This window comes from Paucibacter sp. B51 (genome assembly GCF_027863535.1).
Classification (GTDB): domain Bacteria; phylum Pseudomonadota; class Gammaproteobacteria; order Burkholderiales; family Burkholderiaceae_C; genus Paucibacter_A; species Paucibacter_A aquatilis.
Genome location: NZ_JAPIVN010000002.1, coordinates 710,356 through 737,194, shown reverse-complemented (window position 1 = coordinate 737,194; position 26,839 = coordinate 710,356). Strand labels below are relative to the sequence as shown.

Sequence of the window (26,839 nt, the reverse complement as noted above, 5' to 3'; positions counted from 1 at the left end):
AACTTCCCCTCATGCCCGGCCTGCGTCCGCTCTCTGGTGCAGCCCTTGCCGCCGCCTTGCGACGGCAGCTGCGTCATGGCGGGCCGCGTGCCAGTTTGGCGGCGCTGGGCTTGCTGTTGGCTGGCTTGGCCTTGACGGCCGTGCTCAGCGTGGGCAGTGCGGAGCAGGCCGAGCGCGATGCGCTGGCGCAATTCGACCGCCTCGTCGGCCGCATCGAGCGCGAGATTGAGCGCCGCCTGCTACAGCCCATTTATGGGCTCAAGGGCGCGCGCGGTGTTTACGCCGCCAGCGACGAGGTGTCGCGCATCGACTTCCGCAACTATGTGGATTCGCGCCAGCTGGCGCAGGAGTTTCCGGGCATTCGTGGCTTCGGTTTCATCGAGCGTGTGCCGCGCCCGCATCTGGATCGCTTTCTGGTCCAGGCGCGTGCCGACGGCATGCCGGATTTCCAGGTGAGAACCTCGGGTCAATGGGCCGATCTCTACGTCATCAAGTACCTCGAACCTTTGAGTGACAACCTGGCGGCCCTGGGCTATGACCTGGGCCAGGAGCCGCTGCGGCGCGAAGCCATCGAGCGTGCCGTGCTGACGGGCGAGGACACCATGAGCGGCCGCATCAGCCTGGTGCAGGACGAAGCCAAGCGCCCCGGCTTCATGCTCATGGTGCCGGTCTACCGGCGTGGGGCCGACCCACAGACCGAGGGGCAGCGCCTGCGTGCACTGGTGGGCGTGGTCTATGCCCCGGTGGTGGCGGATGAGCTGTTGGGCCGGGTTGCCGAGGTCGGAGAGCAATTGCTGGATTTCCGCCTGCTTGCCGACGATGGCCCGCAAGCCCAGGATCTGTTGTTTGCATCGGCCACCGGCGCTGCGAATGAGGCCCGTGCGGCGAGACCGTCTCTTGAGCAAGAGCGCCGCATCGATTTCGCCGGCAAGCGTCTGCGCTTGCAACTGGCCAGCACGCCGGCCTTTGAACAGCGCGTGCATCGCGGCGCGCCCTTGTGGATCGCTGTCAGTGGCGCCGGGCTCAGCCTGAGCCTCGCGTTTGCCACCTGGCTGCTGATCTCCGGGCGTCTGCGTGCTGAAGCCCTGGCGGCGGCGCGAACCGCCGATCTGGCCCGGGCCCTGGGCGAGAACCGCTCGTTGCTGGAGACGGTGCATCAGCATTCCATCGTCTCCGTGACCGATGTGGCGGGCACCATCATCGATGTCAACGAAGCCTTCTGCCGCATCAGCGGCTACAGCCGCGACGAGCTGCTGGGCGCCAACCACCGCCTGATCAACTCGGGCCACCATGGCCCGGAGTTCTGGCGCGGCGTCTGGGCCGAGCTGCTGGCCGGGCGCAGCTGGCGAGGCGAGCTCTGCAATATGGCCAAGAGCGGCCAACTCTACTGGGTGGACAGCATCATCGCGCCCATTTTTGACGCCCAGGGCCGCATCGAAAAATACATCTCCATCCGCAGCGACATCAGCGCAGCCAAGCGTGCGGCGCTGCGCCTGCTCAACAATCAGGTGGTGCTGGACCGGGCCGAACGCCTGGCCGGATTGGGGGCCTGGGAGCTGGCGGTGGACACGCAAAAGCTCAGTTGGTCCGACCAGACCTACCGCCTGCACGATGTACCTCTGGGCACGGAAGTGACACTGGATTTGGCCTTGTCCCATTTGTCGGACAGTGGCCGTCGCGCCTTGCAAGACGCGGTCCACCAGGCCGCGTCGGGCCGAGCCTGGGATCTGGAGTTGAGCCTGCGAACAGGTGCGGGGCGCGAACTGTGGGTGCGCTCGGTCGGCGAGTCGTCCTTTGATGACCAGGGCGCGCTGCGTATCTTCGGCACCTACCAGGACATCACCCAGCGCCGCGCCCTCGAGGCGCAGACGCGGCAAGCCAACCAGGTGCTGCGCAGCGTGCTGGAGAACCTGCCTTGTGCGCTCAGCGTCTTCGACGCCGACCTCAATCTCCTGGCTCACAACGGTCAATTCAGGCGTCTTCTGGAATTCCCGGATGAGCTGTTCGCAGGTCCGAACACCACCTTCGAGCAGATCATTCGCTTCAATGCCGCGCGTGGCGAGTACGGTGAGGCCGAGGATGTCGAGGCAACCGTGCAGCAGATCATCGAGCGCGCGCGCCATCCCAGCCTGCATCAGTTCGAACGCACGCGACCCAATGGCCGTACCTTGGAAGTGCGTGGCGCGCCCATGCCCGATGGCGGCTTTGTCACCACCTATGTGGACATCAGCGAGCGCAAGCGTGCCGAGGCCGAGGTGCGCCGCGCCGAGGCTTTGTTGCGCGGCTCCATCGACGCGGTCAACGAGGGCTTTGTGCTCTACGACCCCGAGGATCGCCTGGTCTTCTGCAACGAGAAATACCGCCAGATGTACCCCCGCTCGGCCGATCTGATCGTGCCCGGCGCCAGCTTCGAATCCATCGTGCGGGGCGGAGCCGAGCGCGGCCAGTATGTCGAGGCCATCGGCCGCGTCGAAGAATGGGTGGCCGAGCGTATGGCGGCACATCGAGTCGCCCAGGCCACCTTGGTGCAGAAGCTCGATGACGAGCGCTGGGTGCGCGTGATCGAGCGGCGCATGGACGATGGCCATCTGGTCGGCTTCCGCATCGACATCACCGATCTGATGCGCGCCACCGAAGAAGCGCAAAGCGCTTCACGTGCCAAGAGCCAGTTCCTGGCCAATATGAGCCATGAGATCCGCACGCCCATGAACGCCATCCTGGGCATGCTCAAGCTGCTGCAGAAGACGCCGCTGAGCGAGCGCCAGCAGGACTACGCCAGCAAGACCGAAGGGGCTGCCCGCTCCTTGCTGGGTCTGCTCAACGACATCCTGGACTTCTCCAAGGTCGAGGCGGGCAAGATGACGCTGGACCCGCAGCCTTTCCGCCTGGAGCCCCTGTTCCGCGAGCTCTCGGTCATCCTTTCGGCCAATCTCGGCGCCAAGCCGGTGGAGTTGCTGTTCGATCTGGAACCCGGGCTGCCCGCCCAACTGCTCGGCGATGCCCTGCGCCTGCAGCAGGTGCTGATCAATCTGGGCGGCAATGCGCTCAAGTTCACCCCCCAGGGCGAGGTGGTGCTGGGCTTGCGCCTGCAGGCTTTGACGCAGGACCGTGCGATGCTGGAGTTCTCGGTGCGCGACAGCGGCATCGGCATCGCGCCCGAGCACCAGGCACAGATCTTTTCCGGCTTCACCCAGGCCGAGGCTTCGACGACGCGGCGATTCGGTGGCACGGGCCTGGGCCTGGCCATCAGCCAGCGCCTGGTGCAGCTGATGGGCGGCGAATTGCGCCTGGACAGCGCCCCGGGACGCGGCAGTCACTTCAGCTTCAACTTGCAGCTGCCCGTTCTGCCGCCGGATGCCGAAGCTGCCGGTGGGCCAGCGGCAGCCCGCGTCTTGCGGGCCTTGATCGTGGACGACCACGAAGAGGCCCGGGCGGTCCTGGCCCGCATGGCCACCGCACTCGGCTGGACCGTGCTTCAGGCCGACCGCGGTGAGGCGGCCCTGCTGCAGCTGCAGCAAGCGGCGGCGCAAGGCCAGGCGCTGGACCTGGTCTTGCTGGATGGGCAGATGCCTGGCCAGGATGCGCTGGCCTGCGCGCGCCGGATGCGCGAGTTGCAGCCGGGCTTGCGCGTGCTGCTCATGGTCAGCGCCCATGGCCGCGAGCAACTGGGCCAGCGCAGCGCCGCCGACGCGGAGCTGCTGGAGGACTGCCTGGTCAAGCCCCTGACCCCCGGCATGCTGGCGGATGCCGGGCATGGCGCCGACGCGGCGCCGCGAGCCGGGGCTGCGCCGCAGGCAGCGGCTGCGCTGCCCCTGCTGCCACGGTCCGACCCGCCATCGCAGGCCTTGCAGGGCTTGCGCTTGCTGGTGGTCGAAGACAACCTCAACAACCAGCAAGTGGCACAGGAGCTGCTCGAGGACGCCGGTGCGCGGGTGAGCCTGGCCGCGCATGGCCAGCGCGCCGTCGAGCTCTTGCGCGAGCGGCCGCGTGATTTCGATCTGGTGCTGATGGATGTGCAGATGCCGGTGATGGATGGCTACACCGCCACCCGCTGGATTCGCGAGCAGCTGGGCCTGCGCGAGCTGCCCATCGTGGCCATGACGGCCAATGCCATGGCCTCGGACCGGGCCGAATGCCTGGCCGCCGGCATGAACGAACATGTGGGCAAACCTTTCGATCTCGAGCCGCTGACGCGCTTGATCCTGCAGCTGTGCGCGCCGGCCCGTGCGCCCGGGGCTCAGGCCGACGCGCCCGTGTCGGCGGCAGACCCGGTTGCTGCGGCCGAGCCCGTTGCGGCCTCCAGGAAGCCCCGCAGCTTTCCGACCCTGGCCGTGCCTGCCGAGCTGCGCCAGCGCGCCTTGGCTCAAGGCATCGAGCTGCAGTCGGCCATGGACCGATTCATGGGCAAGATCTCCCTGTTCCAGCGCATGGCCCAGACCTTCGGGCCCTCGGCCGAGGACTTGCAAGCGCAGCTGCGGCAGGCCTTGAGCGACGGTGACGCCGCCGCCGCGGGCATGGCCTTGCACAGCCTCAAAGGCCTGGCGGCCACCCTGGGGGCGCAAGCTCTGGCTGCGCTGGGTGCCGAAGGTGAGGAGCGACTCAAGCGCGGCGAATCGCTGGACCCCGACTGGCTGCAGGGTCTGGCGCAGCAGCTGGAGCGGGGCAGTGCCGATCTGCGCCAGCTGGCCGATGAACTGGCGCGTCACGCTCAGGCCGCGGCCGCGCCGGGCGCGGCGGCTGTTGCCCCCGAGGCGGTGGCTGTTGATGGCGCAACCGTCCCCCCGGCCGCGGCCGAGGCAGCGTTTGCGGCGGAGCTGGCGCAGCTGCGCCAGATGCTGCGAGACTTCGACATGGCCGCCACCGACACCTTGAACCAGATGCTGCAAACCCATGCCTCCCGATTCGCTGCGGTTCGCGATCCGCTTGAAGCGGCCGTCATGGCCCTGGACTTTGAGCGTGCGCTGGCGCTGACCGACGGGCTGCTGCCCGCACCGGGTCTGGCGGAAGGGGCCGCCCGGTGAGTTGGCCCAGTCCTGCCTCGGGCAGCCCTGGCGCCTCGCCCGAGCCCTTCAATCTGCAGCAGCAGCTGGGCCGGCGACCGCGCCTGCTCATCGTCGACGACCAGCCGGCCAATATCCAGGCGCTCTACCAGGTGTTCGCGCAGGACCACCAGGTCTTCATGGCCACCTCGGGCGCGCAGGCCCTGCAGCTCTGCCGTGACAAGCAGCCCGATCTGCTGCTGCTGGACATCCAGATGCCGGGCATGGATGGCTACGAGGTCTGTCGCCAAATCAAGGCCGACCCGGAGCTGGCGGCGCTGCCGGTGGTTTTTGTCACCGCCCACAGCGATGCCGAGGCCGAGACCCGCGGCCTGGACATGGGCGCCGTCGATTTCATCAGCAAGCCCTTCAGCCCGGCCGTGGTGCGGGCCCGTGTGCGTGCCCATCTGACGCTCAAGGTGCAGAGCGATCTGTTGCGCGAGCTGGTCTTCATCGATGGCCTGACGGGCGTCTACAACCGCCGGCATTTTGATGAGCGCCTGGCGCGTGAGTTCCAGCGCGCGCGGCGCCAGGGCAGCAGCTTGGCGCTGATGATGATCGACGTCGATTACTTCAAGCGCTTCAACGACCGCTACGGCCATCTGGCCGGCGATGACGGCCTGCGCCGCGTGGCGGCGACGCTCAAGGCCCAGCTCAAGCGGCCGGCCGATCTGCTCAGCCGTTATGGCGGCGAGGAGTTCGCCTGTGTGTTGCCCGATACCGAGCTGCCCGGCGCGCTGGCGCTGGCCGACGAGATGGGCGCGGCGGTGCTGGCCCTGGGCATTGCGCATGCCGATTCGGATGTGGCGCCCAGCCTCAGTGTCAGCATCGGTGTGGCGGCGCTGCGGCCGCATGGCCCGCTGGGCCCGTCCGAGCTGGTGGTGGCCGCCGATGAGCAGCTCTACCTGGCCAAATCGGGCGGGCGCCGCCGCGCCAGCGGCATCACGCTGTAGCCAGGCCGGCCTCGCGGCTGGCTTCCGTCCCGCTGCTCAGGCGCTTGTAGTAGAGCGCCGAGCCATGCAGCCGGCCTTCGGCACAGGCCTCGTGGTCGGGGATCTCGCCGGCGCGCTGCCAACCCAGGTGCACGAACACCGCCTCGGCCTGCGACGCCGCCGGCGCTTCCAGCACCAGCAAGCTTCGGCCTTGGGCTTGGGCCGTGCACTCGAGTCGGCACATCAGGCGGCTGGCAATGCCTCGGCCGCGCGCCTGGCTGTGCACCATCAGGCGCTGCACCTCACCGCGGTGGTGCGCGTTGCCGTGGGGCGCCAGCGAGAGCTGCACCGCGCCTTGCAGCGGGCCGCAGGGCTCGTGGCCGTCCTGGTCGCCATGCTCGCTGTCGCAGGCGATCCAGAGGCTGTGCTGGGGGCCGAGGCGGGCGAACACGCCGTGCCAGTAGGTCAGGGCGGCATAGCGCGACAGCGGGGCCAGGAAGCCCAGGCTGGCGCCGCGGTGCACGCCGTCGATCAGCAGGTCGCACAGAGCGGGCAGCCACTGCAGGTCTTGCGGGCCGATCTTGCGCACGGTCAGTGCCTGCTGGCCGGCCAGGCTTTGGCGGGCGTGGGCGGTCAGGGATTTGCGCGCCGGCTCGGCGGCCGTGAAGGCGCTGCGCGAGGTGTAGGCGCTGGCGGCGGGTTTGGCAGAGAGCGTGGTGGAAAACATGGCCTGGCCTCCTTGACTTGCATGCGATCGGGTCGGGAACTCGGAGAACGACGCTCCGGGTTTGCCCGAGTTGCATGCAAGCGGCGTGCCAGGCTCAGTCGGCCACCCCGGGTTCGGCCTCCAGGCGGGCGCGGCCACCGCGTTTGGCCTCGTAGAGCGCGGTTTCGGCACGGCGTTTGAGGTCTTCGATGTCGCGGTCGCCATGCCTCAGCTTGGCCCAGCCGCCGCTGTAATCGAGCTCAAAGCCGAGCTCTGCTGGTGCACGCTGCGCCAGGGCGGTGCGCAGGCGGCCGTCCAGGGCCTCGGGGCCTTGGGCGTCGCAACGCGCCATCAGCACCGCAAACTCCTCGGGGCCGATGCGGCCGGCCAGGTCGCCCAGGCGCATCTGCGATTGGATGCAGCTGCCGAACAGGGCCAGGGCGCGGTCGCCGGCCTCCTGGCCGTGGCAGAGGTTGATGCTCTTGAGGTGGTCCAGATCCAGCAGCACCAGGGCCAGCGGCTCCTGGTGGCGGCGCGCCATCGAGATCAGGTCCACCGAGCGGCTGGCAAAGGCCCGCGCATCGACCAGCCCGGTCAGCGGGTCGCTCTGGGCCAGGCGTGCGAGTTCGGCTTCCACCTCGCCGCGCCAGGCCAGCACCAGGCCGAGCAGGGCGGCCGTCAGGCTCCAGTGCACCGCCAGGCCGAGCAGGCTGTTGGCGGCGCTGGCGCCATGCAGGCCGGCCAGGCTGCCGGCATCGATCAGGCCGGCGCTGGCCAGGCCGGCGCGGCCCAGGCAGATCAGGCCGATGGGCAGCACCGCTGCCAGCAGCAGGGCGCGCCAGCGCAGGTTCTGGCTGGCCGGCTGCGCCTCCAGCGGGGCGCGGGCCAGGGCCGGGTGCAGCTCGGCCGCTGGCCTCGGCAGGGCCAGGCTCAGCGTCAGCATCAGGCACTGCAGGCCCAGCCAGCCCTGGCTCCAGGCCAGGCGGAAGGGCACGCTGTCGTGAAAATGGATGGCATAACCCAGGCTCAGTAGCACGGGCGCCGCCAGCATCAACCAACGCCCGGGCCGCGGCGTGAGCCACAGGCGCAGCGCCCACCAGAGCAGGCTCAGGCTGGCGCTGAAGGCCAGCATGGCCAGGCTGTGCAGGCCGCGCGCCAGCTCGGGCAGGCTGGCGCTGGCCTCGATCAGCAGCCAACCCAGGGCCTGGGCCACGGCAAAGCCCTGGGCCCAGCGGGTGGCCGGGCTGGGCCGCCAGCCGGTCAGCAGCAGCAGGATCAGCGCGGCGGCCAGGGCTTGCACCAGAAGCAGATTGAACAGCGTGGGGTTGTCAAACAGCATGGTGCTTTCGAGGCTGGTGGTGTTCTTGTGGAGGGGGTGTTGCCTGCAGGCAGCTGGCCTGATTCTCTACTGGAAGGCCACCTCGGCAAAGCTGCGCAGCTTGCGGCTGTGCAGCTGCGCCGCCGAGCCCTGACGCAGCAGTTCGACGGCACGCAGGCCGATCTGCAGATGCTGGTCGACGCGGGCGCGGTAGAACTGGTCGGCCATGCCGGGCAGCTTGATTTCGCCGTGCAGGGGCTTGTCGCTGACGCAGAGCAGGGTGCCGTAGGGCACGCGCAGGCGCAGGCCGTTGGCGGCGATGGTGGCGCTCTCCATGTCCAGAGCCACGGCCCGGCTCTGGCTGAAGCGGCGCTCGGGGCCGCCGTGGCGGGTCTTGGGCAGCAGCTCCCAGTTGCGGTTGTCGGTGGAGGCCACCGTGCCGGTGCGCAGCAGGCGCTTGAGCTCCAGGCCGCTGAGCTGGGTGATGTCGGCCACGGCGGTTTCCAGCGCCACCTGCACCTCGGCCAGGGGCGGGATGGGCACCCACAGCGGCAGGTCTTCATCCAGCACATGGTCCTCGCGCACGTAGGCATGGGCCAGCACATAGTCGCCCAGTTGCTGGCTGTTGCGCAGGCCGGCGCAGTGGCCCAGCATCAGCCAGGCATGGGGGCGCAGCACGGCCACATGGTCGGTGATGGTCTTGGCATTGGCCGGGCCGACGCCAATATTGATCAGGCTGATGCCGCTGCGGTCGCGCCGGATCAGGTGGTAGGCCGGCATCTGCGGCAGACGCGGTGGCAGCTGGCCCAGGGCGTCGGCGTCCTCGGGGCTGAGGCCCACGCGGCGGGTGATGCGGTTGCCCGGCTCGACCAGGGCGATGCAGTCGTCCAGCTCATGCGGGCGGGCCGGGTCGGGCCGCTCGCGCATCAGCGCCTGGCCCAGTTTGACGAACTCGTCGATGTAGAACTGGTAGTTGGTGAAGAGCACGAAGTTCTGGAAGTGCTCGGGGTTGGTGCCGGTGTAGTGGCGCAGGCGGTGCAGGGAGTAATCCACCCGCGGCGCGGTGAACAGGGCCAGGGGCTGGGGTGCGCCTGGTGGCAGCTCCTGCGTGCCGTTGGCAATGCCGTCGTCCATATCGGCCAGCTCGGGGAAGTCGAACAGGCTGCGCAACAGGCGGCGGCGCTCGGGCGCCAGCTGGCTGTCCAGGCTGGCCTGCTCGTCGAGCGCGAAGTGCAAGGGGATGGGCTGTTTGCTGCTGCAGACTTCCAGCTCCACGCCGTGGTTCTGCAGCAGCAGCTCGAACTGCTCCAGGTAGTAACGCGCAAACAGCTCGGGGCGGGTCAGCGTGGTCTCGAACACGCCGGGGCCGGCTACAAAACCGTAGGCCAGGCGCGAGACCTGGCGCTGCTCGCGCGCGCTGCTGCCCACACGCAGGCGCAGCAGGGGGTAGCAGGCGCGCACCGGGGCGATGTCCTGGCCGGCGAGAAAGTCCTGCAGCGCGCGGCGCAGCTGCTGCAGGCCGGCCTGGTAGATCTGCTGCACATAGGCCAGGGCCGGGGCGGCCTGGTCAAAGGTCTGGGGCGCGAAGAACAGTGAGTCCATGGGCTTGGGTCGGGCGGGCTGGGCGCGGCCGAGGCGCTGCGCCATCGGCCTTGATTGTGGCCCCGGCCAGCACGGCCTCAACCTCTCCGCGACCCAGGGCCAGATCGTTCAGCGCCCGGCCATCCATCTCGCGCAGCTCGGCCCTTGCGCGGCAGGCTTGGCGGCGGGCTTGCCGGCCTTGCGCCAGTAGGCGCAGCAGAGCATGTAGGAGCTGGGCGTGTAGGCGCTGGGATATGGGCTTGGGGTTCATGGCGTTCACCGTGTGGCTTGGGAGTGATCGCCATCTTGGGTTTTGAGGTATGGTTTGAAAAGTTGAATGAACTGATTGGAAAGATCAGGAAACCTGATGCGATGCCTGAGCCTGGACCAGATCCGCACCCTGGTGGCGATTGCCGACCTGGGCAGCTTTGCCGCCGCCGCCCAGGCCCTGCATCTGGCACCGCCGACGGTGAGCCTGCACATCAGCGAGCTGGAGTCGCGCCTCGACGCCACCCTGCTGCTGCGACGCAAAGGCGCGCCACGCGCCGATGCGCGGGCCGCCGGCCTGAGCCTGACCCCGGCCGGCCAGGAACTCGTGCAGCGCGGCCGCCAGCTTTTGCGCGATGCCGAGGACGCCGAGGCCCAGGTGCGCCGCCATGCGCGCGGCCTGGTCGGCCGGGTGCGTCTGGGCACGGCCACGGGCGTGGTGGTGCATTTGCTGCCGCAGGTGCTGGAGTCGCTGGCGCAGCAGCATCCGGGCATCGATGTGGAGCTCAGCGTGCTGGGCTCGGCCGACACCTTGGCGCGGCTCGACGCCGGGCGCCTGGACATCGGCCTGGTCACCTTGCCCCTGCCCGGCGGCACCGGCCTGCGCTGCACGCCCTGGCGGCGCGATCCCATGGTGGCATTCCTGCCGGCCGACTGGGAGGCGCCCGCGCAACTGGATCCGGCCTGGCTGGCCGACAAGCCGCTGATCTTCAACGACAGCAGCACCCAGATGTACCGCATGACCATGGCCTGGTTCGGCCAGGCCGGCTTCAACCCCAGCGCCCGCATCGAGCTCAATTTCACCGAGGCGATGAAGAGCCTGGTGGCGGCCGGTTACGGCGCGGCCCTGCTGCCGCTGGAGAGCGAGCAGGAGGCGCAGCGGCTGGTCGGCCACGAGCGCATGCAGTTGCGCCCCCTGAACCCGCCGCTGAGCCGCGAGCTGGCCCTGGTCCATGCCGACGAGGCCCTGCTGCCGCCGGGCGCGGCGCCGGTGCTGGAGGTGCTGCGGGCTTTTGCTCAGGCTTGAGGGGCGAGGCCTTCGTCAGGTCTTTACACAGTCTTTAGGCGCATGGCTTGTGGCCCGAGCTCCGGGCCGCGATAGTGCGGGCGCATCTGTTCGCCATGAACAGGCCCACCTCCCTTGTTTGCCCATGAGCTCATCCTCGACATCCTCGCGACCCCATGCCCAGTCCATGACGTCTCAGCCTGCGGCCTGGCCGGCCTTGCGCAGCGGCCGCATCCTGGCCATCGACATCTTCCGGGCGCTGACCGTGCTGGTGATGATCACGGTCAATTTCTGGGGCGGGGTGGCGGGATTGGCGCCCTGGATGAAGCACATGCCGGCCCAGGCCGATGCCATGAGTTTTGTCGATGCGGTGTTCCCAGCCTTTCTCTTCATCGTCGGCATGTCCATTCCTTTCGCCCTGCAGCAGCGCCAGCGCCTGGGCGACAGCACCTTGCAGCTGCAACTGCATGTGCTGCAAAGAGCGCTGGGCCTGGTTCTGATCGGCGTTTTCATGGTCAATGCGGAGGGCGGCTTTCATGCGGCGTCCATGCCGCTGCCTGTCGCGGCCTGGACGCTTCTGATCTACCTGGCGGCCTTTCTGGTGTGGGGCTCGCTGCGTGGAGGGGCGCCATTCGGGCGCGCCTGGCGCTGGGCCGGCCTGGGCCTGTTCGCGGGGCTGGCCTGGCTGTACCGTGGTGGTTCCGAAGGGCAGGGCGGCATGAGCCCACAGTGGTGGGGCATTCTGGGTCTGATCGGCTGGGCCTACCTGATCGGCTGCGCGGTCTACCTGCTCGCGCGCGGGCGCCTGGCTGGCGTCTTGCTCGGCCTGTTGTTCAGCGTGGCTTACGCCACCCTGCACTGGCTGCCTGCGGTTCAGGCCTCACCGGGCCTGGCTCTCGTGTTCAGCCAGAACGGCCATTTCGCGCATGCCGTGCTGGTGCTCAGTGGCTGTGCCACGGCCTTGCTGTTCTACGGTGCGCAGCGTGATTCACAACGCGCCCGCCTCTGGCTCCGGGCCTTGATCTTTGCGGCCGTGCTGGCGCTGGCGGCGGCCTTGCTGCGGCCGGAGTTCAAGGTGTCCAAGATCCTGGCCACGCCGAGCTGGGCCTTGTACTGCGCGGCGGCCTGCGTGCTGATCTTTGCCGCGCTGGCGCAGTGGGTCGATGGCTGGGGGCGTTCGCTCTGGCCGGCGCTGCTGGAGCCGGTGGCGGCCCATCCCCTGCTGGCCTATCTGATCCCCTTTGTCATCGGCGCGGCCATGAGCTGGGGCCAGCTGGGCTGGCCCAGCCTGCTGCGCAGCGGGGCGCCGGGGGTGCTGGCGGGAGTGCTCTATGCCTTGCTGGTGGCCGGCCTGGTCAAGTGGCTGGCGGCGCGCGGCGTGCGCCTGCGCATCTGAGCGGGCGCTTGGCGCGACCGATTCAGCGCAGCGCCTGCGGCGCAGGTCGGTGCACCGGCGCGTGAACCAAGGCAATGCTCATCCAGACCGCGACGCTGAAGTAGGCCGACATCCAGAGCATCTCGCCCTGCCAGTCTTCCTGGCGGTGTGACACCACCCAGCGGCCGGCCACATCGATCCAGCCCTGGCTGAGGCTCAGATAAGTGCGACCGGCCAGCTCGTCGGCCAGCCAGCGGCTCCAGTACATGGGCACATCGACCATGAACATGAAGGCCACGTAGACCACACCGGCCGCACACCAGGCCGCCAGCAGGGGGCGCTGGCGCGGGCTGCAGCGCGGCCAGATGGCCACCAAGCTGAGCACCAGCAGGCCCGCGCACAGGCCCCAGATCGACTCTTCCAGCACATGGCCGATATTGGCCGTGGTCAGCACCGAGTACCAGGAGCAGGTCTCCGCCACCGCGATCAGGGGCACGATCCAGAAGGAGGTGATGTGCCCGACCCGGCTGCCAGTGGCCCGGGACACCTCGCGCAGCATCAGCGCCCACTGCGCCACAAAGCAGAGCTCGGCGAGGGTGGCCACCGAGCGGCCCATCAGCACGCTGGACATCCAGCTGTCCACCAGCACAAGGCGCGGCACATCGAAGACCGGCAGAAAGGAGCGGTAGGCACAGCCGAAGACATAGCCGGCCGAGAGCAGCAACTGCCAGCGCCGCATCAGGAAGAGCTCGTCGCCAAGGGCCGCTCGGCGCCGCTGCAGCAGCGCCGTGGCCAGCAGCCAGGCCAGGATGTTGAAGATGGCGACCGTGCTCAGCAGGGTGCGCCATTCGGCGACGGTCAATGTCATCATTTCGTCATGGTGTCACTCCAGGCCCGCGTGGGCAAGCCCGAAACAGGCCGGGAGAGCGCTGTTTCATGAGCCCTTGACGGCAGCCGCGGCCGGCCGATGATGGTGCTTCCCTTCCTGCTCACGCCCCGCCATGCCCGCTTCGGACCCCCATGCCGTCAGCCCGCGCGTGCAGCGCCTGCATCAGATCCTGCTCTGGCCGCTGCGCCTGATGCCGCTGGGCGATGCGCCCGGTGCACCGCGCCGGCCCTGGGAGCGTCTGGCCGCCGTGGCCGACAGCCCCTGGCGCGAAGTCGCTGACGAGTACACCGGCGGGCCGCAGAACTTCCACGAGCGCCACTACCAGGAGTTCGTCACCTTTCTGCCCTATGTGCAGCGCTTTCTCTACGGAGAGGGCGCCGAGGGCGGCGCCGGCTCGGGCATGAAGGTGTTCCGCCGCCACGACGTCAAACAGCTGCGCGTGCAGACGCGGCCGCAGGACGCGCCGCTGCTGCTGGAGGTGGTCCATGTCGACCTCTACTTCTTCTTCGATGTCGATGTGGTGCTGCTGAATGTCGAGGTCAGCAGCGCCGACCTGAGCTTGTCCCAGGCGCAGGAGCTGATGTACCGCCTGGGCCGCGCCTACCCGCCGGGCTGGGACGCCCAAGGCCTGCCCCTGCATTGCCTGGCCCAGGCCGAATGGCTGGACGGCGAGGGTCAGGTCTTGTCCAGCTCGGACAGCCGCGAGCGCGAGCGCTTCATCGAGCATGTGCACCGCCACCGCGCGCCGCGCCTGGCCCGGCACTGGGACTGGCTGCTGCGCCCCCTGGTCAACCATGCCGGGGAGCCGAGCCCCGGGGCGCTCAGCTACCGCCAGATCGAGTACTACCGCATGCCCATGATGGCCTACCTGGCGGTGGACGATCCACGCGCGCTGACGCGCAGCGATTTCGTGCGCCTGGGCCTGGTCACCGGCTCCGGCCCGGTGGCGCAGGAGGGCAGCCTGCCTTACGGCGAAGACCATCTGAGCGACTTTGAGCGGCGCTATTGCTACGACCGATTCTGGAGCGACGTCGGCGCGGCGCCGCAGACGCGCTATCTGTGCAGCGGCCATGCCCTGGTGGTGGTGGGGCGGGCCGATGCGGATTTCTTCGCCTGTCGCGACCGCGGCGTGCTGGCCCAGTTCCGGCACCAGCATTTCCTGATCTTCCTGATTGCGCATTTCCAGAAGGCGGCCCTGCTGATGTTCTCGGACCGCCTGGTCGAGGCGCTGCGTCGGCTCAATGTGCAAGATCCCGAAAACGTGCGCCGCTTCAAGCGCGCCATCCGCTCGGCTTTCGAGGGCTTTCTGCGCTTCACCCACCGCTACTGGTTCCACGATGTGGCCGAACAGGCGCAGTCACGCGCCTTGTTCCGCATGTGCGCCGAGCATCTGGGCCTGGATGCCCTGCATGCCGAGGTCAAGCAACGCGTCACCGACATGAGCGATTACCTGGAGACCGACAGCATCCGTCGTCAGGCCAACACCGTGGTGCGCCTGACCGTGGTCACCATCTTCGGCCTGGTGGGCACCATCACCACCGGTTTCCTGGGCATGAACTTGCTGGCCGCGGCCGATGCGCCCTGGACCGAACGCCTGGCCTATTTCGTCGGTGTGCTGGTGGTGACCTCGGCTTTGACCGTGTACACCATGGTCAAGTCCAAGCGCCTGTCCGATTTTCTCGATGCCTTGTCGGACGAGCGCCTCGGCGCCTGGGACAAGTTGCGGGCCTTTGCGGCGGTCTGGCGGAGTGGCCCGGGCTGATACACGCTGCGCTGGATTTGGCCCGGCCGGCGCGGTGAATTCGCGAGCCTTTATGCTCGCGCGATGAATCGAAATTCCGCTGCCCCGTTTCGCTTGCCGCCGGCCTTGCCCGCCTGGTGTTTGGTTTCGCCTGTGCTGGCCTTGCTGGGCCTGTGGGGCATCAGCCATCTGGGCCAAGACGTGGCCGGTTGGTGGATGTTGCCCCTGGCCTTGCTGCTGATGGCAGCGGTCTTGTCAGCCGTCCACCATGCCGAGGTGGTGGCCCACCGCGTGGGTGAACCGTTCGGTTCCCTGGTGCTGGCCGTGGCGGTGACGGTGATCGAGGTGGCGCTGATCGTGTCCCTGATGCTGGCTGGCGGCGAGAGCTCCAATGCCCTGGCCCGTGACACGGTGTTCTCGGCCCTGATGATTGTCTGCAACGGCGTGGTCGGCTTGTGCCTGCTGCTGGGCGGCCTGCGTCACAAGGTGCTGGCCTTCCGCGTCGAGGCCACCAGCCCGACCCTGGCCGTGCTGGTGGCCCTGGCCACCCTGACCTTGGTGCTGCCCAGCTTCACCACCAGCACACCGGGCCCGACTTTTTCCACCGCCCAGCTGATGTTTGCCGGCCTGGTGTCCCTGGTGCTTTACAGCGCCTTCGTCTTTGTGCAGACGGTGCGGCACCGCGAGTACTTCCTGCCGATTGAAACCGAAGAGGGTGAGCAGGCGGCCGAGCGCCCCTCGGCCGGCGTGGCGGCCTGGAGCGTGGTGCTGCTGCTGGCCTGCCTGGTCGGCGTGGTGGGCCTGGCCAAGCTGCTGGCGCCGGGCATCGAGGCCGGCGTGCGTGCGGCCGGCGCGCCGCCGTCCGTGGTCGGCGTGATCGTGGCCTTGCTGGTGCTGCTGCCCGAGACCGTGGCCGCCGTGCGCGCGGCCCTGCGCAAGCGCCTGCAGACCAGCCTCAACCTGGCCCTGGGCTCGGGTGTGGCAAGCATCGGCCTGACCATCCCGGCCGTGGCCCTGCTGTCCCTGTTCTTCCCCTATCCCCTGGTGCTTGGGCTGTCCAACACCAGCATGGTGCTGTTCCTGCTGACGGTGGTGGTGGCCACCCTGACCCTGGGCAGCGGCCGCGCCACCGTGCTGCAAGGCGCCGTGCATCTGGTGCTGTTTGCCGTCTTCTGTTTCCTGGCCGTGGTGCCCTGATCGATGGGCGCGTGCTCGCGCCTGCCGAGTGATTTGTGTGGTTGGTTCTTTCCCTGATTGATGCAGCAAACCCGACTTCTTCTCGAAGGCGCCGCCGGCGCGCCCCTGCCTGACTGGGCTTTGCTGGAGCCCGGCTACCGCCTGGGCCACTACGCCCGCGGCGACGATGTGTTCAGCATCGGCCAGTGGCAGCCTTTTGTGTATGTGCTGCGCCAGGGCATGGTCAAGCTCAGCTACAGCAATGAGGCGGGCGAGGAGTGGATCAAGTCCTTCATCGGCGAGGGCGACTTTTTCGCCTGCCCCAATGTGCTGGTGGCCGGAGGCAAGACCGACTATGCCGCCGTGGCCCTGGAGGATTGCCAGATCGAGCAGGTGGACTTTGCCGCCATGCATGCGCTGACCGAGCGCCACCCGGCCTGGCAGCGCGCCATCCGTCAGCTCTTGGCCTGGCACATCGTGCGCAAGGAGCAGCGCGAACGCGAGCTGCTGACCCTGCGCCCCGACGAGCGCTACCAGGCTTTTCTGCGCAGCCAGCCGGCCTTGGCCGAGCGGGTGCAGCAGCGCGACCTGGCGCATTACCTGGGCGTGACGCCCGAGGCCTTGAGCCGCATCCGCAAGCGCCTGCGAAGCTGAGGTTTCCTGCTGCGCCTTCGCCATGCGTCGTTGGCCCTCGCTTCAGCATCCTCACGTACAGGAAGTACGTTCCGGTCCTTCAGCTCCTGCCGCCTAGCCTGCCGAGCGCTCGCGACGAAAACCGGGCTCCGTGAGCACGCGGGTTGACCCAAGTCAAAGCTCCGCCACGCCACTCCGGTCGATTGATCCGGATCATTTGTCAGCCGCCTGCGCGGCGCCAAGCTACGCCCATGCCTTCACCTGTTCCCTGGCGAACGGTGAGGTTCAGCGGATTCCTGAAGGATCGGCTGCCACCCCTGACATGAAAGCGAGCTTTGACATGACCACGCCCCAATCGACCCGCCCCATCGATCCCTCGTTCCGCGCCTACCTGCTGGGCGGCGGCATCGGCTCCATGGCCGCCGCGGCCTTCATGATCCGCGATGCCGGCGTGGCCGGCGCGCAGATCCACATCCTGGAAGCCTTGCCCTTGATGGGCGGCAGCCTGGATGGCGCCGGCGATGCCGAGCGCGGCTACTCGCTGCGCGGCGGCCGCATGCTGACCACCGACAACTACGAGTGCACCTGGGACCTGTTCAAGTCCATCCCCTCGCTGGAACACCCGGGCCAGAGCGTGCTCGGCGAAACCCTGGACTTCAACGAAAAGTACAAGGCCCATTCGCAAGCCCGCCTGGTCAACCGCCACCGCGCCAAGGTGCCGGTCGAGTCCATGGGCTTTTCCATGCACGACCGCCTGGAGCTGCTCAAGCTCTCCAATGCCAGCGAAGAAGAACTGGGCACCAGCGCCATCACCGACTGGCTGTCGCCAGCCTTCTTCGAGACCGAGTTCTGGTTCATGTGGGCCACCACCTTTGCCTTCCAACCCTGGCACAGTGCCGTCGAGTTCAAGCGCTATCTGCATCGCTTCATGATGGAGTTCTCGCGCATCGAAACCCTGGGCGGTGTCAAGCGCACGGTCTACAACCAGTACGACTCTTTCGTTCGGCCGCTGCAGGCCTGGCTGCGCGAGCAGGGCGTGAACTTCGTGATGGACTGCCAGGTCACCGACCTGGAGCATGTCGAGACCGAAGGCCAGTTCCAGGTCACCGCCATCTGCTGCCAGCGCGCCGGCCAGGCCGAGCGCATTGCGCTGGGCCCGCAGGACCTGGTGTTTTTCCAGAACGGCTCCATGACCGATGCCTCCAGCCTGGGCTCGATGCACAGCGCGCCGCCGAAGCTGAACAAGCAGGACAGCCAGGGCTGGGCCCTGTGGGAAAAGCTGGCCCAGGGCCGGCCTGAGTTCGGCAATCCGGCGGCCTTCAACAGCAGCATTGCCGAGTCCATGTGGGAGTCCTTCACCGTCACGCTCAAGGACACGGCCTTCTTCGACAAGATGCGCGCCTTCAGCGGCAATGAGCCGGGCACCGGCGGCCTGGTGACTTTCAAGGATTCGAACTGGCTGATGTCCATCGTCCTGGCCCACCAGCCACACTTTGCCAATCAGCCGGCCGATGTCCAGGTGTTCTGGGGTTATGCCTTGTTCCCCGATCGCGTCGGTGACTTCGTGGCCAAGCCCATGTCCGAATGCACGGGCGAAGAGATCCTGCGCGAGCTCTGCGGCCATCTGCGCTTCGATCTCGGGGCCGTTGCCCAGGCCAACTGCATCCCTTGCCGCATGCCTTACATCACCAGCATGTTCATGCCGCGCGCGCTCAGCGACCGGCCGCTGCCGGTGCCCAGGAACTCGCGCAATCTGGCCTTTGTCAGCCAGTTTGTCGAGATCCCGGACGATGTGGTCTTCACCGTCGAATACTCGGTGCGCGCCGCGCAGATGGCCGTCTACCAGCTGCTGAATGTGCCGCGCCCGGTGCCGCCCATCCTGCGCCACGACCATTCGCTCAAGGTGCAGCTGGACGCCTTGGTCAAAGCGCTGAAATGAGGGCTGGTCCTACTTGGTCGATTCGAATGAGTGTTCAAGCTCTTGACAGTTGGGTGGGCCACGCGTTTCAGGCGGGCTAGCACTTCTAGGAGAGCAAGAGGCCTTGTTGTGGCTGGGCTGGGCTGGGCGTGAGGTGTGTTGCCTCGCGCGCAGTTGCGTCGCCGACTGACGGATGGTTTTAGGCGACCCTTTCTTGGCCGCGTTTTCTGAGCTATCGGGTTTTCTCTGGTGCGTGCTATTTAGGAGTTAGCTAGCATTGAGAAAAATTCTGCAAAGCTCGCCGATTGGCGTTGAAATCTATGATGAGTACGCCTTCGCGGCGAAACCTCCCCCCCGCTTGGCTGGCAGTCATTACGGTGCTGAGCGCGACTGTTCTGATGCAATGGGTGTATGCGGCAAATGCTGACTTTGCTTGGGCCTGGCAGCAGGAGCGAGGCGCTTTGAGTCGGGAGCAGGTCATGAGTGTCCTGGCCGGTAAATCGCTGATGTGGCTGTATCTGAAGCACTACTTCTGGTGGCTGGTGTTCTTGGTTGTAGAGCTTGTTTTCCTGACAGGTGTCGCGGTGGCCAGTGCTCTTTTGCTTGGCGCGCACAACGTTCGCAATGCTGTGGTCGACGTTACCAGGGCGGTGTTGTGGGGTAAGGCGGCCTTGGTCTTCACTGTTGTTGCCAGTATGGTCATGGTGCTTGCAATGCCGCATCCAGTGCGGATGTTGCCTTCGCAGGTGGATCCGTTGTCATGGGCGAGTTTGCTGAATATGCCGGCCAATCGGGCCAGTATTATGTTTGCTCAGGCGCACGGCCCAGTGGTTTTGTTTGCAATGGCACTTACCGTATGGATTCTTCAAATGAGAGGAGTGGTCAGTTTGTCGCGCGCTGTCGTCGTGGCACTGTTCTCTCATGGGTCTTGGGCATTGCTGATGGCCTGGGGTGGTCCGAAGTTGATCCTGCTGTTGGTCAATTGAGGCCGTAGTCCGCTGTATAGACTTTCAAACGATCAGCGAAACAAAATTTGTCAATTAATGAATACTAAACGCGCCGTGTTTCTTTCACTGTTTGCAGTGTTTGTTGTGGTCGGATCGTCAATGGCCGCTCCTGTTGATTGCGCTAAGGCGCTGGAGAATTGCAAGAGCAAATGGTGGATGCCTGATTGGGGCTGTGAAAACTTGTATGAACAATGCATGGGGAAGTAGTAGCAAGATTGCTCGGAATCAACACTCAACCAGCCGAGTTTTGGCTGGTTTTTTTTTATGAACTTTGGATCGATGCAGCACTTGTTCAACTATGCATTTCACTAAGAAACTGCTTCTTGGTTTGCTTTTAGGCTTGGTATTGGCGGCTGGCCTCGGATTTGGATTGGCTCGAACAAAGCAGCCCAGTCCGATTGCGATTGTTCACACGATCGACCGCGGTCCAGTGCACGCCGAGTTTCAAGCCCAAGGCAGTTTTCTGTACGCCGAGCAAGCGCGGCTCTCCCCAGAGTTCATGGCTCGTGTACTCAAAGTTCATGTTCGCGAAGGTGATCTGGTCCGCGCACAGCAGTTGCTCCTTGAGCTTGATCCAGCTTTGCAAAAGTTGGAGGCCGAGCAAGTGAATGCGCAGTTGGCCCAGGCCCAGGCCAAACTGGCGCAGAGCCAACTGGCATGGCGCCAGGCGCAAGAGAAGAAGGACCGTGAGGCCGTGCTCTGGCGGGACGGTATGAGTTTTGCTGATCGCTGGAGTGATGCGCAACTCAAGGAAGAGGACGCACGTCTTGGTGTCGAAGCGGCCAAACAGCATGTGCGGCAGATTGCAGCGCAGCGCGAACGAACCCAGGAGTTGGTGCGGCGAGCAGCGGTGCTTGCGCCGATTGGGGGCCGTGTGATCCGCATCGGCATCAAACCTGGTGAAACAGCGGTGCCTAGTGCGACCAGCTTGGCAGGCAGCGACTTGTTGGTCTTGGCAGATCCCGACAGCCTGGAGGTGGAGGCGCTTGTAGCCGAGCAGGATTTGGCTCGCATTCATCAAGGGCAGCCGATCAAGGCTCGGGCCGTGGCGTTTCCGGAGGTGTTGCTGACGGGGCGCGTCAAGCAGATCAGCCCAGCGCCCAAGCCTTTGGGCCCAGCTCCGCAGGAGGCAAGCAAGATGCGACCGGTGGCCGTACGGATTGCCTTGGATCGAGTCCCCGCAGAGCTGAAGCCGCGACTGTGGAGCGATATGGCGGCTGATGTGAGCTTTGGTGCTGGCGGGAAGGACGCTGCACTGCGTGTGCCTTTGCTGGCCTTGCGCCATGAAGAGGAGTCTGCGCTCAGTTCGATGGAGGCTGCGGCCTTTGGAACCCGGCAGCGACCCTATGTCTGGCTGCTGCGCGCAGGTCAGGCCGAGAAGCGCCTGCTTGTACTGGGCATGGCTGATGCCGAGCACCAAGAAGTCATCGAGGGCCTGTCTGCTGGCGATCAGATTGTCGCGGGCCCGCCCGAGTTGCTTGATCGACTTCGTTCGGGTCAAGCCCTGGCGGGGCCTCGTGCGCCATGAGCTCTGCGCGGGAGCAGGGCTATCGTGAGCACCCGTCCTGGCTGGAGTCATTCGAGACTGCGTGGGTCCAGATCCGGCGACATCGACTGAGGAGTGCGTTGACTGCATTGGGTGTCGTGATCGCAGTGGCCGGTTTGATGGCCCTGGCGGCCACCATGGCCGGGCTGGAGGCCGGCGTCAATCGAGCTTTCAAGCAGATTGGTAGCGATTTGCATCAGGTCGGGCCCAACTACCGAAAGGTGATGGCGGGAAAAACGGTTTCTGCTTTGGATGACGCTCAATGGAGAGTCCTTCAAACGCAGCCGGGACTGCGTTGGCCAGTCGCGACCATGGCCGTCAGTGCCGAACTGCAGAATCGGCAAGGTCGCCCGCTTGTCTTGCAGGTCAAGGGTGTCCAGGGTTCCTGGCTGCAGCTGTATCGACAAAGCCTGAGCGAAGGGCGATTCATCTTGCCCAGTGACGTCGAAGCGCATCAGCGTGTCGCCGTGCTCAGCCGCCCTGCGGCTGCCGCGCTGCAGCTCAGTGCGCCATGGCTGGCGCAGACGGTGGTGATTTCTGGCCGCCGCTTGCGGGTGATCGGCATTCTTGGCGACACCGATGTATCCAGCGAAGCCAGTTGGCGGGCCGAGGTGTTTGTGCCACTCAGCTTGGCCCGCGAAATGTCGCCGAAGGCGCAGGAGCTGGATTTCGCTTTCGCCGTGCAGCCTGCTCAAGACCCGGGGCGCGTGGTGCAGGGCTTGACGCAGGCGCTGCGCCAGTCGATGCAGACACCTGCGGGCGAAGAAAGCGATTTCCGCATTCAGAGTGCTTCTGATCTTCAGCGCACCAACCGGACCATCATCGCCATGGTGTCCAGCGTTTTGGCCGTGGTGGTGGCTATTTCCCTGCTGGTTGGTGGCATCGGCATCATGAACGTGATGCTGGTTGCGGTGCAGGAGCGCGTGCAGGAAATTGGCTTGATGAGGGCCTTGGGTGCGACGCAGCGTTGTATCCGGCGGCAGTTCTTGTGTGAAGCGGGTCTGCTGTCTTTGCTGGGCGCCTTGCTGGGAACAGTGATTGGTATTGCTCTGGGCAATTCCATTGTTTTGCTGCTGCCTCAGGCTGAGTTCAGCTTGCCGCCGCTGTGGGCGGTGCTGCTCAGCCTTGGGACTTCGCTTCTGGTGGGGCTGGCAGCGGGTGCACTGCCCGCTCAGCGTGCGGCAGAGTTGGACCCAGTGCTGGCTTTGCATCAACCGTGAGTAGTGACATGAACCCGGTGTTGATTGAGCTGCAAGGCGTATGCAAGACGCATGTCATGGGTGACGATCAAGTTCACGCCTTGCGGGATCTGAGTTTGCAGATCGGTGCCGGTGAATGCGTTGCCGTGACAGGGGCGTCAGGTTCGGGAAAGTCCAGCCTGCTTAACATTCTTGGTTGCCTGGATCGACCGACCCGCGGGCTCTACCTTTTGGATGGGCAAGATGCGGCATCGCTTGAGGACACATCCCTTTCTCGTTTGCGCAATACCCGTATCGGCTTTGTTTTTCAGACCTTTCATTTGCTCGACCACGCGAGCGCTTTGGAAAACGTGATGTTGCCTTTGCGCTGGCGGAGCCTGTCGCCGCAATTGAAGAGAGAGTTGGCCGTCGATGCGCTTGCGCGCGTGGGGTTGCTTGACCGGATGCAACATCGGCCGCATCAACTTTCGGGTGGTCAGCGGCAGCGCGTGGTGATCGCTCGCGCGCTCTGTGCCTCACCGGCGCTTTTGCTCGCCGATGAGCCGACGGGCAATCTGGATCGAGAAACGGCGCAACAGATTCTTTCACTCTTCAGGTCGCTGCATGAATCCGGGCAGACGGTCGTGATCGTCACCCATGACCCCGAGGTGGCGCGTAGCTGCCAGAGGGAGATTCGGCTTTCAGATGGGCGTGTTCTGAACTTGTAGTCGACGAGAACTGGGTGTCAGTGCTTGCTGTGTGTTTCTGCTGCGTAGTGCTTGAATAGCCGCTCAGGCCTCCATCCCTTGCAGCTGCCGCGCCGAACGCGCCATTTCCTCATGCAGCCAGCTGCACAGGGTGCGCAGGGCGGGTTCGTCCCGCAGGGCCGGTGGGTAGACGATGTGATAGCGGCGCTGCACCGCGCCCTCGAGCGCCGGCCCGGGCAGGCGCACCAGGCGGCCGTCCAGCAAGGCATCGGCGGCCAGCAGTTCGCGCACCAGGGCCACGCCCATGCCGGCCTCGGCGGCCTGCACCAGCAGGCCACCGTCGTTGAAGCTGGCGCTGGGCAGCACCCGGCGTGCCAGGCCGCAGCGGGCGAACCACTGCGTCCACTGCTCGGCGTCGCCCAGCAGGGGTTCATCGGCCAGGGCTGCAGGCGGCGCGCCCGTCAGGCGCTGCGCGAGCGCAGGCGCGGCCACCACGATTTGGCGCGATTCCATCATCACCTCGTTGACCAGGCCGGGCCAAGGGCCCACGCCTTGGCGCACGGCCAGGTGAAAGCCTTCCTGCTCCAGATCGATCACCCTTTGCAAGGTGAAGAGTTTGAGCACGATATGGGGATTCGCCGCTTGCCAGCGGCCCAGGCGGGGGATCAGCCAGCGCTGCGCAAACGAGGGCGTGCAAGTGATGTTGAGGCTTTGCATGGCGCTGCCGCTGGCGGCGCTGGCCGCGCGCAGGCCCAGCTCCAGCTCGGTCCAGGCGCGCTCCAGCGCGTTGTGCAGGGCGCGGCCGGCGGCGTTCAGGCGGATGCCACGCCCCTGGCGCTCGAACAGCGGATAGCCCAGCTGCGCCTCCAGCGACTTGATCTGCTGGCTGACGGCGCTGTGCGTGAGGTGCAGTTGCTCGGCGGCGGCGCGCACGTTCTCGCTGCGGGCGGTGGCACGAAATGCGGCCAGGTATCGCAAGGGAAGGCGGGCGGCAGAAATCATCTGGAAAGTTTAACTATCCAATCCGGCCAGAAATTCCTGCTTTTCCCATGCTTATTGAAAACTTAGCATGTCCAGCCATGACTTTTACGAGATTCAGGAGCTGAACATGACGCCACAACCTCAGACCCGTCGGAAGCCGAGAGCGCGCCATGCATGGACCTTGGTGCTGGGGGCCGCCATGCTGTCGGCTCTGGCGCTGGTACTGGCGGTTCCAAGCGGGGCCGCTGACGGTGTGCTGGGCGCCCTCCAGGCCATGCCACCGGCTGCGGCTGGCTCTGGCCCAGCGCTCCTGCGAGATCGGCGCCTTGCCTTCCGCGAGCCTGTGGCATCGGCCCCGGCGCTGAACTCGACGGCAAGCTCCGCCCCTTCTGCGTCCAACGGCCCCGCTGCAAACGCCTTGCTGCCGGGCGCTGTGCAGCCAGCCGCTTGGTCCGAGCATCGCATTGCCACGCCGGATGGCTCGCTGGCCTATGCCAGCATGGGTCAAGGCCCCGTGCTGGTGGTGCTCCCTGGCGGCCCGGGCGGTAGCGGCTACGGCTTGCGGCCCTGGTTCCGCGTGCTGGCGCAAGAACACACTGTGGTGGTGCTGGACAACATCGGCCGGGGCCGGTCGGCCCGCCTGGCCGATCCCTCGCGCTACACGGTGGAACGCGATGCCGAGGATGTGGAACGACTGCGCCGCCACCTCGGTGTGGCCACGCTGGCGGTTTATGGGCATTCCTACGGCGGCCTGGTGGCACAGGCCTACGCCAGCCGCTACCCGCAAGCGGTGGACCATCTGGTTCTGGGCAATACCTTGCACGGGGCACGCAGCTGGCAGGCGCAGATTGACCATTTCGAAGCGCAATTGCAGCGCCACCATCCTGAGCGTTGGCAGGCCTTGCAAACCTTGCGAGAGCAAGGCCTGCTCAGCGGCAGCCGCGAAGTGCAAGGCCTGCTCGGTGAAGCCTTCGCGCCGCTGTACTGGGCCGATCGGGCTGCCAGTCACCCGAAAGCGGCGCCCAGTGGCGACCCGCGCGATGCTCTGAATCTGGATGTCTATCGCGCCATGCTGGGCCCCGATCCGGAGCGCCGCGTCGGCGGCACGCTGGCCGGTGTGGAACTGCTGCCGCGGCTGAAGGCCGTGTCAGCGCCCACCCTGCTGCTGACCGGCCGCTACGACCCGGTGGCGCCGCCCCAGGTGCTGAACGAGATGCGCGAGGCCCTGGGCCCGCAGGCCCGGGCGGAGACTGAGGTGTTTGAGCAATCGGGTCACCGCCCCTTCATCGAGCAAGGCGCGGCCTGGGCAGCGCGGGTGCAGGCTTTCCTGCGCTCCCCGGCCGCTCAGCGCTGAAGCCTGGCCAGGGCCTGCACCGCGACCACGATCTCGGCCGGCGTCAGGGCGGCAAAGCCCAGCAGCCAGCCGTCCAATCGAGCCGGGCCTCGGTAGAGTGCGCTGAGGCTGGGCGTCAGCAAGCCAGCGCCGGCCGCGCGTCGGCTCCAGCGCGCTTCTTCACCCGGCGGCAGCAGGGCGGCGATCTGCAAGCCGCCCGGGCTGGGCTGTGGGCGCAGCCAATCTCCGACCCGGGCCTGCAGCTCGTTCATCAGCACCTCGCGTCGCTGGCGGTAGAGCTGGCGCATCAGGCGCAGATGGGCGGCGAAATGACCCTGGCTGATGAAGTCGGCCGTGACGGCCTGGGGCAGCAGGGCGCTGTGCCCGTCCTGGATGCTGCGTGCGGTGCACAGCGGCGCCACCAGCTCCGGCGGCAGCACCAGATAAGCCAGGCGCAGCGAAGGGAACAAGGCCTTGGAGAAGGTGCCCAGGTAAAGCACCCGGCCCGGCTCCTGCTCGGGCTGCAGGCCTTGCAGCGCGGGCATGGGTCGGCCCTCGTAGTGGAACTCGCTGTCGTAGTCGTCTTCGATCAACCAGCAGCCTTCGCGCCGCGCCAGCTCCAGCAAGGCCTGGCGTCGGGCCAGGCTCAGGGCCACGCCGCTGGGGTATTGGTGCGAGGGCGTCAGGTAGATCAGGCGCGGGGGCGGCTCTGAGCCCCGCTCGGGCGGACACAGACCGTGCGCATCCACCGGCACCGGCCGCAGCCGCGCGCCCGCTGCGGCAAAGGCGGTGGCGGCGCCGCGGTAGCCGGGCTCTTCCATCCAGACGCGGTCGCCCTCGTCGAGCAGCATGCCGGCCAGCAATTGCAAAGCCTGCTGCGAGCTGGTCAGCACCAGCACCTGTTCGGCACTGCAGCGCAGGCCACGCGCCTGGCGCAAGTAGCCGGCAATCGCCTCGCGCAGGCAGGCCAGGCCTTGGGGGTCCCCGTAGCCCAGCAGCTCGCGCCCGCAGCCATCGCTGAGCCTGCGCTTGCTCAGCTGGCGCCAGAGCGGCAGGGGAAAGGCGCGCAGATCGGGGCTGCCGGCGGCAAAGGGCAGGGGGCGCCGCGGGTCCTCGCAGGCGCCGCCATCGGCGATGCGTTGGCCACGCTGCGAGAGCGGGGGCGGGCGCATGTTCAGGTGCGCGACGCGCGCGCCTGCAGAGGGCGGTGGCGCCGGCTGGGGCGTCTGGGCGAAGGCCACAAAGCTGCCCTGGCCGATGCGACGGCTCAAGTAGCCCTCGGCCTCCAACTGGCCGTAGGCCGCCTCCACCGTCACCCGCGACAGGCCCAGGTCGGCGGCCAGCATCCGGCTCGAGGGCAGGCGCTCGCCCAGCTGCAGGTCGCCCTCGCGCATGGCCTGGCGCAAGCTGGCGCAGAGCTGCTCGCGCCGGCCCAGGCCCGGGGCGGCGCCGCGCTCGAACCATTGAAGCCAGAGGCGGGATGGAGGCATGGGTCTTATCGATTTG

General features: G+C 66.8%; 19 protein-coding genes. 13 read left to right on the top strand and 6 right to left on the bottom strand.

Annotated elements, in window-relative coordinates:
* Window positions 1-11 precede the first annotated feature (11 nt).
* Complete coding sequence (locus OOB33_RS24080) at window positions 12-5,021, top strand: CHASE domain-containing hybrid sensor histidine kinase/response regulator (RefSeq protein ID WP_271010489.1); 5,010 nt, start codon at window positions 12-14, stop codon at window positions 5,019-5,021.
* Window positions 5,018-5,992 carry a diguanylate cyclase gene (locus OOB33_RS24075; RefSeq protein WP_271010488.1) on the top strand — a complete coding sequence of 325 codons (975 nt, stop codon included), beginning with the start codon at window positions 5,018-5,020 and terminating at the stop codon, window positions 5,990-5,992. The genes OOB33_RS24080 and OOB33_RS24075 overlap by 4 nt, the downstream gene beginning before the upstream one ends.
* Here OOB33_RS24075 and OOB33_RS24070 read toward each other — a convergent pair.
* The 3 genes from OOB33_RS24070 to OOB33_RS24060 form a co-directional block, all read right to left on the bottom strand.
* Window positions 5,982-6,698, bottom strand: coding sequence for a GNAT family N-acetyltransferase (locus tag OOB33_RS24070; RefSeq protein ID WP_207795872.1), 717 nt, complete (start codon window positions 6,696-6,698; stop codon window positions 5,982-5,984). The two genes, OOB33_RS24075 and OOB33_RS24070, sit on opposite strands and share 11 nt — an antisense overlap.
* A gap of 94 nt (window positions 6,699-6,792) precedes the next feature.
* Window positions 6,793-8,016, bottom strand: a complete 1,224-nt coding sequence (locus tag OOB33_RS24065; RefSeq protein ID WP_271010487.1) for a GGDEF domain-containing protein — start codon at window positions 8,014-8,016, stop codon at window positions 6,793-6,795.
* Between the two features lie 66 nt (window positions 8,017-8,082).
* Window positions 8,083-9,597: an AMP nucleosidase gene (locus OOB33_RS24060; protein ID WP_271010486.1), complete on the bottom strand. Its 1,515-nt coding sequence runs from the start codon at window positions 9,595-9,597 to the stop codon at window positions 8,083-8,085.
* A gap of 346 nt (window positions 9,598-9,943) precedes the next feature.
* On the opposite strand from OOB33_RS24060, the gene OOB33_RS24055 reads away from it, so the two are divergent.
* Together OOB33_RS24055 and OOB33_RS24050 are read left to right on the top strand one after the other, a co-directional pair.
* Complete coding sequence (locus tag OOB33_RS24055; RefSeq protein ID WP_271010485.1) at window positions 9,944-10,870, top strand: LysR family transcriptional regulator; 927 nt, start codon at window positions 9,944-9,946, stop codon at window positions 10,868-10,870.
* 166 nt (window positions 10,871-11,036) lie between these two features.
* Window positions 11,037-12,245 carry a DUF5009 domain-containing protein gene (locus tag OOB33_RS24050; protein ID WP_271010484.1) on the top strand — a complete coding sequence of 403 codons (1,209 nt, stop codon included), beginning with the start codon at window positions 11,037-11,039 and terminating at the stop codon, window positions 12,243-12,245.
* Window positions 12,246-12,267: 22 nt separating this feature from the next.
* Here the strand turns inward: OOB33_RS24050 and OOB33_RS24045 are convergent, their stop codons facing one another.
* On the bottom strand, window positions 12,268-13,095 hold the full coding sequence (locus OOB33_RS24045) for a hypothetical protein (RefSeq protein WP_271010483.1): 828 nt from the start codon (window positions 13,093-13,095) through the stop codon (window positions 12,268-12,270).
* 130 nt (window positions 13,096-13,225) lie between these two features.
* Between OOB33_RS24045 and OOB33_RS24040 the strand changes: the two genes are divergently transcribed.
* The 8 genes from OOB33_RS24040 to OOB33_RS24005 all read left to right on the top strand — a co-directional run bounded on the left by OOB33_RS24040 (window position 13,226) and on the right by OOB33_RS24005 (window position 23,040).
* Window positions 13,226-14,875, top strand: coding sequence for a hypothetical protein (locus OOB33_RS24040; RefSeq protein ID WP_102766049.1), 1,650 nt, complete (start codon window positions 13,226-13,228; stop codon window positions 14,873-14,875).
* A 63-nt stretch (window positions 14,876-14,938) separates the two neighbouring features.
* Entirely contained in the window at window positions 14,939-16,051 is a 1,113-nt protein-coding gene (locus OOB33_RS24035) for a calcium:proton antiporter (RefSeq protein ID WP_271010482.1), read from the top strand.
* A gap of 60 nt (window positions 16,052-16,111) precedes the next feature.
* The gene (locus OOB33_RS24030; protein WP_102766051.1) at window positions 16,112-16,684 is read left to right on the top strand and encodes a Crp/Fnr family transcriptional regulator; all 573 of its coding nucleotides are present in this window, start codon (window positions 16,112-16,114) and stop codon (window positions 16,682-16,684) included.
* Between the two features lie 319 nt (window positions 16,685-17,003).
* Window positions 17,004-18,602, top strand: coding sequence for an oleate hydratase (locus OOB33_RS24025; protein WP_271010481.1), 1,599 nt, complete (start codon window positions 17,004-17,006; stop codon window positions 18,600-18,602).
* Window positions 18,603-19,060: 458 nt separating this feature from the next.
* Entirely contained in the window at window positions 19,061-19,567 is a 507-nt protein-coding gene (locus tag OOB33_RS24020; protein WP_271010480.1) for a hypothetical protein, read from the top strand.
* A 319-nt stretch (window positions 19,568-19,886) separates the two neighbouring features.
* Window positions 19,887-21,116 (top strand): efflux RND transporter periplasmic adaptor subunit, encoded by a 1,230-nt coding sequence (locus OOB33_RS24015; RefSeq protein WP_271010479.1) that lies wholly within the window; start codon window positions 19,887-19,889, stop codon window positions 21,114-21,116.
* A gap of 98 nt (window positions 21,117-21,214) precedes the next feature.
* On the top strand, window positions 21,215-22,354 hold the full coding sequence (locus OOB33_RS24010; protein ID WP_271010478.1) for an ABC transporter permease: 1,140 nt from the start codon (window positions 21,215-21,217) through the stop codon (window positions 22,352-22,354).
* Between the two features lie 8 nt (window positions 22,355-22,362).
* Window positions 22,363-23,040 carry an ABC transporter ATP-binding protein gene (locus OOB33_RS24005; RefSeq protein ID WP_271010477.1) on the top strand — a complete coding sequence of 226 codons (678 nt, stop codon included), beginning with the start codon at window positions 22,363-22,365 and terminating at the stop codon, window positions 23,038-23,040.
* A 63-nt stretch (window positions 23,041-23,103) separates the two neighbouring features.
* Here the strand turns inward: OOB33_RS24005 and OOB33_RS24000 are convergent, their stop codons facing one another.
* Complete coding sequence (locus OOB33_RS24000; RefSeq protein ID WP_271010476.1) at window positions 23,104-23,997, bottom strand: LysR substrate-binding domain-containing protein; 894 nt, start codon at window positions 23,995-23,997, stop codon at window positions 23,104-23,106.
* A gap of 421 nt (window positions 23,998-24,418) precedes the next feature.
* Between OOB33_RS24000 and OOB33_RS23995 the strand changes: the two genes are divergently transcribed.
* Window positions 24,419-25,354 carry an alpha/beta fold hydrolase gene (locus tag OOB33_RS23995; RefSeq protein ID WP_271010475.1) on the top strand — a complete coding sequence of 312 codons (936 nt, stop codon included), beginning with the start codon at window positions 24,419-24,421 and terminating at the stop codon, window positions 25,352-25,354.
* Here the strand turns inward: OOB33_RS23995 and pdxR are convergent.
* On the bottom strand, window positions 25,345-26,823 hold the full coding sequence (pdxR, locus tag OOB33_RS23990; RefSeq protein ID WP_271010474.1) for a MocR-like pyridoxine biosynthesis transcription factor PdxR: 1,479 nt from the start codon (window positions 26,821-26,823) through the stop codon (window positions 25,345-25,347). The genes OOB33_RS23995 and pdxR overlap by 10 nt on opposite strands.
* Window positions 26,824-26,839: the final 16 nt, after the last annotated feature.